Annotated in this window: 9 protein-coding genes; 5 read left to right on the forward strand and 4 right to left on the reverse strand. The window is 66.0% G+C overall.

Going from position 1 to position 10875, the window contains the following annotated elements; all coding sequences use genetic code 11:
- Window positions 1-163 precede the first annotated feature (163 nt).
- The 3 genes from NS2_RS33630 to NS2_RS33640 are packed head-to-tail and all read left to right on the forward strand — an operon-like array spanning window position 164 to window position 4010.
- Window positions 164-892 (forward strand): DUF8020 domain-containing protein, encoded by a 729-nt coding sequence (locus NS2_RS33630; protein WP_145961797.1) that lies wholly within the window; start codon window positions 164-166, stop codon window positions 890-892.
- A 30-nt stretch (window positions 893-922) separates the two neighbouring features.
- Window positions 923-2677: an ABC transporter permease gene (locus NS2_RS33635; RefSeq protein WP_147207416.1), complete on the forward strand. Its 1755-nt coding sequence runs from the start codon at window positions 923-925 to the stop codon at window positions 2675-2677.
- Window positions 2678-2723: 46 nt separating this feature from the next.
- A complete protein-coding gene (locus NS2_RS33640; RefSeq protein ID WP_261772333.1) occupies window positions 2724-4010 on the forward strand; it encodes an ABC transporter ATP-binding protein in 1287 nt (428 codons plus the stop codon).
- A 3-nt stretch (window positions 4011-4013) separates the two neighbouring features.
- Here the strand turns inward: NS2_RS33640 and NS2_RS33645 are convergent, their stop codons facing one another.
- From NS2_RS33645 to NS2_RS33660, 4 genes are all read right to left on the reverse strand, one after another.
- Window positions 4014-4976 carry a DNA polymerase domain-containing protein gene (locus NS2_RS33645; RefSeq protein WP_033091344.1) on the reverse strand — a complete coding sequence of 321 codons (963 nt, stop codon included), beginning with the start codon at window positions 4974-4976 and terminating at the stop codon, window positions 4014-4016.
- Between the two features lie 115 nt (window positions 4977-5091).
- On the reverse strand, window positions 5092-6126 hold the full coding sequence (locus tag NS2_RS33650; protein ID WP_491844352.1) for a PLL family lectin: 1035 nt from the start codon (window positions 6124-6126) through the stop codon (window positions 5092-5094).
- A gap of 181 nt (window positions 6127-6307) precedes the next feature.
- Window positions 6308-7558 (reverse strand): fatty acid desaturase family protein, encoded by a 1251-nt coding sequence (locus tag NS2_RS33655; protein WP_033091342.1) that lies wholly within the window; start codon window positions 7556-7558, stop codon window positions 6308-6310.
- Between the two features lie 200 nt (window positions 7559-7758).
- Complete coding sequence (locus tag NS2_RS33660; RefSeq protein ID WP_033091341.1) at window positions 7759-8334, reverse strand: TetR/AcrR family transcriptional regulator; 576 nt, start codon at window positions 8332-8334, stop codon at window positions 7759-7761.
- A gap of 141 nt (window positions 8335-8475) precedes the next feature.
- On the opposite strand from NS2_RS33660, the gene NS2_RS33665 reads away from it, so the two are divergent.
- Both NS2_RS33665 and NS2_RS33670 read left to right on the forward strand, forming a co-directional pair.
- Entirely contained in the window at window positions 8476-9270 is a 795-nt protein-coding gene (locus NS2_RS33665) for an alpha/beta fold hydrolase (protein WP_036551252.1), read from the forward strand.
- 579 nt (window positions 9271-9849) lie between these two features.
- Window positions 9850-10833, forward strand: a complete 984-nt coding sequence (locus NS2_RS33670) for a helix-turn-helix domain-containing protein (protein WP_052087037.1) — start codon at window positions 9850-9852, stop codon at window positions 10831-10833.
- Window positions 10834-10875: the final 42 nt, after the last annotated feature.

Raw genomic sequence — 10875 nt, forward strand, 5'->3', positions numbered from 1 at the left:
AGTATTAAGCAGCACATCGCGTAATTTCGCGCGCCAGTTTCCGGATCGATTCGGAACTTTCACAATTCCTGTTCGACCCGTCCGCACTATCGTGCGCGACGGAATTCGATGCTGCCCGCAATACCTGTGCCGGGCGGCGCAAAAATGAGGGGACACAATCCCGATGAGAATTCGCATGCTCGCCTGCCTCGCGACGCTGACCAGCGCCGCCCTGCTGACGACCCACGCCAACGCCAACGCCGAACCGCCGGCCGCCGACTCGTCCATGTCGGCGCAGGCCCGCATCGTCGACCGCTCGGTGGAACTACGCACCGATGCCGGGTCGCTGCGGGTGGATCACAACCACCTGCAGATCCTCGACCCGCACGGCGTAGTCGTCGGCGCGCTGCCGCTGTTGATGGCCAAGGCGGGCACCGCGTACCCGATCGACGCCCGGATCGACGGCACCACCGCCACTCTCACACCCCGCGGCGACGAAGCCCGGCCGCTGACCGCCGACGAACAGCGGACGGCCGCACAGGCCGCGTCCGCACCCGTGCGGAACTTCGACCTGCGACCCATCGCCGACGCGGACAGCCCCGAGGACCGGTTCAACACCGCCATGGGCAATGTCAACAACGAGCTCACGGTGGCGCTCGCGGTGGGCACGCTGCTGGGTGCGATCGTCGGCGGCCCGCTGGGCTACGTGTTCACCGGCGCGCTCGGCACCGCGGCCGGTGGCCCGCTCGGCACGATCGTCGGCTGCCTGGCCGGTGCCGTCGTGGGCGCGGGCATGGGCGTGGTGGCCTTCAACCTGATCATCGGCGTGCCCGCGCTGATCGGGTCGGCCGTCCACTACTTCAATGTCGTGAACGCCCCGCCCGCCGTCGACGCCGCCCCGGTCAACGACTGAGGTCGACGACGACTCCTGCGAGGTACTGCCATGACTCTTGAAATCACAATTTCCAACAGCCCCAAGACCTCTCCGGATGGCCGCCGGGCGCGCGGCGGGCTCCGTCCCGCGGACGACCTGCTGCTGACCGCCGGCGTGGTGCTGACGGTGTTGGTGGTCAGGCTCTTTCGCGACATCTCGGTGCCGTGGGTGCCGGGCGACAGCCCCGGCGTGGTGTCCACCGATCCGGTGAACCTGCCCTACTACGCGGCCCGCACCACGCTGCGCATGTTCGTCGGCCTGGTGGCGTCGGTCATCTTCACCCTGGTCGTCGGCCAGTGGGCCGCGCACTCCCGGCGCGCGGAGAAGGTGCTCATCCCCATGCTCGACATCCTGCAGTCGGTGCCGGTGCTGGCGCTGGTGTCGATCACGGTGACGGCGTTCATCGCCATGTTCCCGGGTTCGTACCTGGGCGCGGAGGCGGCGTGCATGTTCGCCATCTTCACCGCGATGGCCTGGAACATGACGTTCGCCTACTACCAAGCGCTGCGCAATCTGCCGCGCGAACTCGACGAAACGACCCGCATGATGCGGCTCACCCGCTGGCAGCGGCTGACCCAGCTCGAGATTCCGGCCGCCATGATCCCCATGATCTGGAACGGCATGATGAGCTTCGGCGGCGCGTGGTTCATGCTGGCCTCCTCGGAGATCATCAGCGTCTCCGGCAATGACCAGGCGCTGCCCGGCATGGGCAGTTTCATCGCCGCCGCCACCTCCGAGGCCGCGGTCGGCAAGCTGCTGCTCGGCGCGCTCGTCATGATCGCCACCATCGTGCTGGTGAACGTGCTGTTCTGGCGGCCGTTCACCGCCTGGTCGGAGCGGTTCCGGGTGGAGCACACCGAGGCCGCGCAGGCGCCGCGCAGCCTGGTGCTGGATCTGTTGCGGCGCAACACTATTCCCGCGCGGGTGGCGGCGCGGCTGCGGCCGGTCGGTGAGGGCATCGACCGCGGCATGCGGATCTTCGGGCGTGCCGACCGCTCACCGTACGAGCAGCGCGGCAGCCTCGCGGGGGACGAGGTGTTCTTCGCCGCGCTCTTCGCGGCGCTGGGCTGGGGCGCGTGGGCGCTGGCCCGGTACTTCGAAAGGACCGTCGGCTTCGCCGAATTCGGGCCCGCCGCGCTGATGGGCCTGGCCAGCCTGACCCGAGTGGTGGTGCTGCTGGTGGTGTCCACCGTGGTGTGGGTGCCGGTGGGCGTGTGGATCGGCATGAATCCGCGCATCTGCCGGTTCGCGCAACCGGTGGTGCAGGTGATGGCCAGTTTCCCGGCCCAGTTCCTCTACATCTTCGTGGTGGCGGGACTGACCTACACCGGCATCTCGCTCAATGTCGGCGGCACCGTGCTGATGGCGCTGGGCGCGCAGTGGTACATCCTGTTCAACGTGATCGCCGCGGCCGGGCAGATCCCGACCGATCTGCGCGAGGCCATGGACGATCTGCGGGTGCACGGGCGGGAACGCTGGAAGTCGTTGATCCTGCCCGCCATCGCGCCCGGCTACGTGGTCGGCGCGATCACCGCCTTCGGCGGCGCGTGGAACGCCACCCTGGTCGGCGAGGTCGTCGACTCGGGCAATACCCATCTCGAGGCGTTCGGGCTCGGCGCGTACATCACCGAGGCCACCACCAACGACCAGTTCGCGAAGGTGCTGCTCGGCACGCTGGTCATGAGTGTGGTCACCGTCGCCATCAACCGGCTGCTGTGGCGGCGACTCCAGCGCAAGGCCGAGACGCGCTTCGCCCTGATCTAGCCGAATTCTCTTGCTACACATCTCTTCACGAATGGAGGACCACGCGATGTCCACCCCTGTCATCACCGTCGATCGCGTCACCAAGAACTTCACCAACCCCTCCGGCGAGCAACTGGCGGTCCTGTCCGATGTCCGCATGGAGTTGCGCGAGGGCGAAATCGTCGCGCTGCTGGGCAAATCCGGCTCCGGCAAGTCCACGCTCATGCGCATCATCGCCGGGCTGGTGCGGCCCTCGGCCGGGACCGCGCGGTTGCGGGACACCGAGATCACCGAGCCGAATGACAGCACCGCCATGGTGTTTCAGTCCTTCGCGCTGCTGCCGTGGCTGACCGTGCGGCAGAATGTCGAGCTCGGCCTGCGCGCCCAGGGCATCGCGGCCTACGAGCGCGCCGAGCGGGTCACCGACGCCATCGACATGATCGGCCTCGACGGGTTCGAGAACGCCTATCCCAAGGAGCTTTCCGGCGGTATGCGCCAGCGCGTCGGGTTCGCCCGCGCGCTGGTGGTGCGGCCGGAGGTGCTGCTCATGGACGAGCCGTTCTCCGCGCTGGACGTGCTCACCGCGGAGAATCTGCGCGGCGAGCTGATCCGGCTCTTCGGCGAGGCCGCCTTACCCACCAAGACCATGCTGATGGTCACCCACAATATCGAGGAGGCCGTGCAGCTGGCCGATCGAATCCTGTTGCTGGACAACAATCCCGGGCGTATCAAGGGTGAGATCAAGGTCGGTCTGCCGCATCCGCGCGACACCCGCGGCACGCATTTCCAGAATCTGGTGGACCACGCCTACCGCATGCTCACCGACTCCCCCTACGACGGCGAACCGGCGAGCGTGACGCCCACGCCCACCAACCGGCCGCTGCCCGACGCCAGTGTGGACGGCATCGCGGGCATGCTGGATCTGGTCGCCATGAGCGGCGGGCGCGCGGATCTGCCGGATCGGGCCAGCGGGCTGCGTTTCGAGCTCGACGACATCATGCCGCTCGTCGATGCCGCGCGGCTGCTGGGCCTGGCCACCGCCGCCGACGGCGATCTGGAGCTCACCGTCGACGGCCGGATGTTCATCGACGCCGACATCGACACGGCCAAGGCGATTTTCGCGCGGGTGGCGCGCGCCAAGGCGCCGTTGGTCGGAGCCATCGACCACGCCCTGGCCGGGGCGCACAACCAGCGCATGCGCGACGGATTCTTCCTGGATCTGTTGCGGCGCAACTTCACCGAGGAGGCGGCGCGGCGGCAGCTGCGCGTCGCCGTGGACTGGGGGCGCTACGGGGAGCTGTACGAGTACGACGCCGACGAGCGGATGTTCCTGCGGGATCCGGTCGGCACGTAGCGCTCAGTCCGGGCGGCGGGCCCGGGCGCGGCGCTTGCCCTCGTGCATGGCCTGCACCCGGGCCACCGGGATGGTGTGGCCTTCGGCGATCAGATCCGCTGGGATAGACTGCGGTTCGGGCATGGACTCGGCCCAGGAGTCACGATCCGCGAGCAGTTTCACGGCCGTGCGGATGGTGAAGTCGCGCGGGTGAACGCTGGGCAGGTCGGCCCAGCTCACCGGGAACGATACGGTCGCGCCCGGCCGGACGCGGGGGCTGTACACGGAGACGACGGTCGCACCGCCGGCCCGCGTCGAGTCCAGAAAGACCTTGCCGCCCCGGTCTTCTCGAATGAACGCGGTGGTGGCCAGCGCCGGATCCAGTCGTTCGGCGCGGGCGGCGATGGCCCGGGTGGCCGCCGCCGCGTCCTCGAGATCGGTGCCGGGCCGCACCGGGACGAAGATGTGCACGCCCTTCGACCCGCTGGTCTTCACCGCACCGGCCAGCCCGTCGTCAGCCAGCGCCTGCCGGATCAGTTCCGCGGCCGAAACTGCCTGGGAGAAAGGCTGATCCGGGGCCGGATCGATATCCAGCACCAGATGCGTCGGGCTGCCCGAGTAATCCGCGAGACCGTCGGCGAGCAACAGGGTCACGTGGTACTCCACCGCCCGCTGATTCCCGAACCACAGCAGCGTCCGCACGTCGTCGCAGAGCGCGTACGACACTTCACGTTTCGAGCTACCCGCCCACAGGGTCACCCGCTTCACCCAGTCCGGGGTGTACTTGGGCAGGTTCTTCTGCATGAAGGGTTCCTGGCCCGGCCGGACCCGCACCACCGAGAGCGGGCGTCCCCGCAGTGACGGCACCATTCGCTCCCCCACCGCCTCCAGGTAGTCGATCAGATCACCCTTGGTGGCCTCGGCCCCGTCGAACAAGGGACTGTCGAGACTGGAGAACTTGATACCGGCCCGCAGGTCTTCGCCCATCGGCTCACCATGCGCCGCCGCCGGGCCATCGTCAACCGGATCTCCTTCGCGTGTCGGCAGTGCTGTAGACACCGACGTGCGAGCGGGTGGTTCGCCGGGCGGGTGGCGGGTGCGGTCAGATCCAATTCTGGGGTGCGTACCAGATGGCGTTGTCGGTGCCGCGGACGAAGGCGGACAGGCGGCCGTCCATGTTCCGGGCGGGGATGGTGCTGCCGAGGATACCGCCCTTGAGGGTGATCCAGTCGGCGAACGAATCCTGGTTCACCGCGGTCTGTTCGGCGACCCAGGAGGAACTGTCGGTGCCGGTGACGAACAGCTCCAACCGGCCGTCGATGGCCAGCATCGGGTTGGGCGGGCTGAGCAGACCGCCGTTCAGCGTGGCCTGAGCCTTGTAGGTGTTGTAATCGGCCTGCTGGACCAGAGCCCAGCCCGCGCCATTGCTTCCGCGCCAGCACACCCGGATCCGGCCGTCGGCATCCCGGGCGGCCTTGGGATCCGAACTCATCCCGGTTCCGATCTGCTGGAACGTATTCCAGGTGGCGCTGTCGGGCTGCGGCTGCTGGGCCACCCACAGGTTGTCATCGCTGCCGCGCACGTAAACCCGCACCCGGCCGTCGGGTGACAGCACGGCGGCGGGGACACCCTTGATCCGCCCGCCCAGCGAAATCGAGACCAGCCAGCCCTCATAGGTCGGCGGGCCGTAGGACACCGACTTCTGCGCGATGCACCAGACACTGTCGTCATTGCCCCGGTAGAAGACCATCATGCGGCCGTCGGCGTTCATGGCGGTGACAGGATCTCCCGCCGCCCCGGTCGTCAGCCGCAACGGGGCCTGGGTGAGGCTGCCATAGACATTGTCGTGTGTGGCAGTGAACAACTCGCTGCTCGGCGAGCGCCAGAAAACCCGGACCAGTCCGTCCTTTCCAGCCATGACCGCGGGCGTCCCACTGATCACCGCCCCCGACATCTGTTTCCAGTTGTTCCAGTTCAGATCCCGGTTCTGCCAGATGTACCACAGCGTATTGCCCGCGCCTTCCGCGAACACAATGAGACGCCCGTCCGGAAAGTTGGTCACCGCAGGATCATTCGCCAGCGACCCACCCAGCGACTGAAAGTTGCCCCATGCCGTACCCGGTGTAGCCATTGCCATTTCCCTTGCGCCAGTACGAAATTGACTAGGGAATCAACGATAGCAGTCCTGTATTGACCGAATTTCATTATCCTGCAATGTAATTCAAGATTTCTGCCACCGGAATACCGACCGATTCGATTCCACCCCGACAAACCCACCAGTAGGTCCGACACAACCCCAGCCGGGGCGGACGGGACGGTCAGCGGACAGCGGCAAGGTGGCGCTCGACGATCCGGCGCGGACCTTCCCGCAGCGCGGTACGCAGTCCGCGGCGGCGGCCCGTCATCGGGTCGACGGTGGGTCGGCCGCCGATGGCGCGCTCGGATCTGGTCTCCGGCGCATCGTCACTGCTGCGGCGAAGGAACTTGTTCGGCAGCGAGAGCTTCATGATCGTGCGCCAAGCCTTGGCGTACTGCACCGGCAGCGGTCCGGTGGTGTAGGGCAGATCGTATTTGTCGCACAGTTTCCGAACCCGCACCGATGCCTCGGCATATCGATTGCTCGGCAGATCCGGGAACAGGTGGTGTTCTATGTGGTAGGAGAGGTTTCCGGTCATGAAATGCATGATCGGGCCGCCGCTGATATTCGCGCCGCCCAGGATCTGGCGGAGATACCATTCGCCCTGGGATTCGTTGTCGGCATCGAATTTGGTGAACTTCTCGGCGCCGTCGGGGAAGTGACCGCTGAAGATGACGGTATTGGCCCACACATTGCGCACGATATTCGCGGCAAAATTGGCGGTCAGTGTGCCGAGAAACGCGGGTCCGGTCAACAGCGGGAAGAGCACGTAGTCCTTGGCGATCTGCTTGCCCGCCTTCTTCAGCACCATCCGCCTGTCCCGCTCGAATTGTTCGCGCTCCGGGCCGTTCTTCGGCAGCCGTCCGGTGAGAATCCGGCCCAGTTGCAGATGCTGCGTCGCGACACCCCACTCGAAAAGCAGTTGCAGCAGCACGTTGTACACGGGCTGGCCCAGATGGAACGGCTTCCACCGCTGGTCGCGGGTCACCCGCAGCACGTCGTAGCCGATATCGCGGTCCATCCCCAGCACATTGGTGTACTTGTGGTGCAGATAGTTGTGGGTGATCTTCCAGTGCTCGGCCGGGTCGGCGATGTCCCACTCCCACTTGGTCGAGTGGATCTCGGGATCGTTCATCCAATCCCACTGCCCGTGCATCACATTGTGGCCGATCTCCATATTCTCGATGATCTTCGCGGTGCCCAGCAATGCCACCCCGGCCAGCCAGGCCGGCGGCAGGAAACTCGCGAACAACACCGCCCGCCCGCCGATCTCGAGACTCCGCTGAAGTCGGATCACCTTCCGAATATAGGCCGCATCACGCTCACCCAATGATTCGCGAATCTCGCGCTGTATCGCATCCAACTCGGCGCTGATCGCCGCAATATCCGCTGCGTCGAGGTGGGCGTATTCCTTCACATCCGATATCGCCATGGTGGCTACGGTACCGTAGGTTACGGTCCCGTAGGTTCGCTGGAACGCACTTTTCCGGTGTGGTACGCAACTCGTGACTTTTGTCCTTATTCGTACAGGTATCGAGCCGCCGCGCCGGGGCCGTCAACGGGGTTGGGCAGGCTCGCGGCACCCGTAGCGCCGAACGAATCACCAGCCACGCACTCCCGTTGCAGGACAGGCTAACCGGGTATGTCGTCGTCGGCAGCCGCACGTTCGATGAACTGCCGCAAGGCATCTCGCACGGACTGCCGACGGCCACCCGCGTGCAGTTCCAGCAGTGCGGCCTCGGCGACGAGCCCGACCCACAGCGCCGCGCCCTCGCGGGGGTGCCGCCAACCGAGGGCGCGGAAGTCCGGTTCGGCCAGTCCGGCATTGCGGGCGTTGCGTGCGCTGACCTCCCCGATGATGAGTGGTTCGGCGCGCGCCTCGAGCAGTAGCGCCTTCACGCCCCGATCCCGCAGGCACGCGTCGAGGTAGGCGTGGGTCCCCGCCAGCAGATGATCTCGGCCGGGCGGGTGATCGACGACCGCGGCGACCATGACCTTTTCGAGGCGTTCGTGGAATTCGCGATGCAGGGCCAGCAGGTAGTTCGCACGAGAACCGAAGTGGTGGAAGAACGTGCCCTTGGAAACGCCGAGCTCGGCCACCAGCACATTGACGCTGACGCCCGCCAACCCCATCTCCTCGGCCAATCGCAGGCCGCCATCGATCAATGCGGCCCGGGTTCGCACGGCCGAATCCTGACGCAGGTTCATCGGCAATCGCCTTGGGGCACTGGCGAATCCGGCATACAGGACTCCTTGTCACTCGGATGCGGTAGTCGTATCATCGCGATTGACCGACCAGGTGGTCAATGAGTGACCGTTCGGTCGAGCAACCAGAAAGGGGACGGCGTCATGCGGACGGCGCGAACCACCGCGGGGACAGTGGCGTACGAGGACATCGGCACCGGCCGGCCCATCGTGCTACTGCACGCGAACATGCACGACCACCACGACTTCGACCCGATCGTTCCGGCGCTGGCGCGCGAGCACCGGGTGATCGCCATCGATTGGCCCGGACACGGTGCCTCCCAAGCCAATCCGGAACTCACCGGGACCATGGTCGCCGACACGCTGGCCGAGATCGTCACCGCACTCGAGCTGGAACCCGCCGTGTACATCGGCAATTCGATCGGGGGATACGCCGCCGCGCGACTGGCGATCGATCATCCCCAACGGGTCGCCGGACTGGTTCTGGTGAACACCGGCGGATTCGTCGCACAGTCGGTCCTCACCCGCGCCTATTGCCGCTTCTTCGGTTCGTCGCTGGTCGCCCGGTCACTGCTACCACAGGTCGTGCGCTTCTACACGCAACCGATCAGCACACACGACCGGACGACTATCGCGAGCGCAATCCGCACCGCACGCACCGAAACCGGTAGGGCCACTTACCAATCCCTGTGGCGCAGCTTCAACGACCCCGCCTACGACCTGACCGGCAGCGCCGCCACCATCACCGCGCCGACCATGGTCGTCTGGGGCAGCCACGACCCCCTCGTCCCCGTCCGCTACGGCCGAGCCACCGCCGCAGCGATCCCCGGCGCCCGCCTGGAAACCCTACCCACCGGCCACATGCCGTTCTCCTCACTGCCACAACAGTTCCTGAACATCGTCGAACCGTTCATCCACTCCGCACTCACCACCATCTAAACGGGATCGCCGACCAAGCGCACCGCCGTGCGACAGAAGAGAGCCGCAGGTCGACGGGCCGGACATCAAGACCAGGGCAGTGGGCGACCGACTCCGGTTGTCGGTAGTTCGGTCACCTTGGAGCGAAAGCCGGAATGACGAATAAGCGGGCGTCCAGGGTCGGACAGCTCGAAAGTCCTTCTCCTCCAACGTCGGCATGTCGTTGGCGAGACAGCGCTCGTCGAGTACCACAGTGACCGCGTCGCCCAAGGCGGTATTGTGGCTCCCATCACTATAGATAGCTAAACAGTTGCCGATCGCGGGTGATGCTGTTTGAGTGAAGCAGCCAAATGGCTTGTTGAAGTTTCCGATCGGGGTGGGTTGCCATGAAGATGAAGACTTTGGCCGCACTATTTCGATTGCCGCTTATTCGCCTCTGAGGTATCGGGACCGCCTCACCATCGCAGGTCGGACCACCGGCAAGCTGCTCGAGTCCGGCCGAGAAGCCCACGGTGGCAACTAGATGAGCTCCCCGAGACACGGACGCCACACCGCCGCCCGACCCGAACCATCGGCCTCGTCGCTGGTGTCTTCGGACTGATGACTCTCACCGCCGGTCTGGCCGTTCAGTGGAATCAACCGACCGAACCCGCCGCCCCGGGCGCGTCGGCGACCTGGACAACAGCCCCCGACCGGCCCGCCCACCAGGTGCTGTTCAAGGATGTGCTGGGCAAACCACTACCGGAAGCCGAACGGCTGCTGGGCATTTCCACCGGCAAGATCACGCTCACCCTCTCGGGCCCTCCGGTGGTGGTCGCGGTGCCCGACGACAACCCGATAGACACTCTGCCACCAGAACAACTGACCGTCACCACCCTCTGCACCAGCCGGGAAAAAGCACCCGCACAGACCCTACCCGCAACGCTCGACGGCATCGCCGACCATATCGCCGACATCATCACCAATGGCACCCGCACCCAGGCCAAGGCACTGATCGAGACCCTCGTCGCCCACGTCGCCATCACCGGACCCGACCGCCTCGTCCCCACCTTCCGCATCCCCCAACCCGGAAACGACATTGGGGCTGGAACCGCTTCCGCGATACCAGCCCCAATGGAGTCGGTTCGTGCAATGACACGATTGGTGGACCTAATGCGAGCTTACTCGAACCAGGGCACCCTAACTTCCACGCTCAAGCGAATTCGAGAACAAGCCTCTGACCGGCGAAAACTCGAAGCAGTACAGAACCTGCCACAGCCCAGGGCCCTTTCACGACGCGTCACCGCGGCGCAACGGGCCGCGATCGTCATCGCGTACGAAGCGGGCTCAAGCGCCAACCGGCTCGCCAGCGAATACGGGCTCGGCAAGGGCAGCATCCTGAAAATTCTCCGGACAAGCGGTGCCGCCATTCGACAGCAGCGACGGCTGACCGACCAAGAGATCGACCATGCCCTCGCCTGCTATCGAGACGGTCAATCCCTCGCCCGCATCGCAAGTCGGCTCAACGTCGCCCACACCACGGTGATGACAGCACTCGAACGCCGCGGAGTCCCCCGCCGAGATGGCCACGGCCGACCACGGTGAGTGGCCGCGGCGGCATCGAATCCCCTGCGACCTCTAGTGTCG

Source organism: Nocardia seriolae NBRC 15557 (assembly GCF_007990715.1).
Taxonomy (GTDB): Bacteria; Actinomycetota; Actinomycetes; order Mycobacteriales; family Mycobacteriaceae; genus Nocardia; species Nocardia seriolae.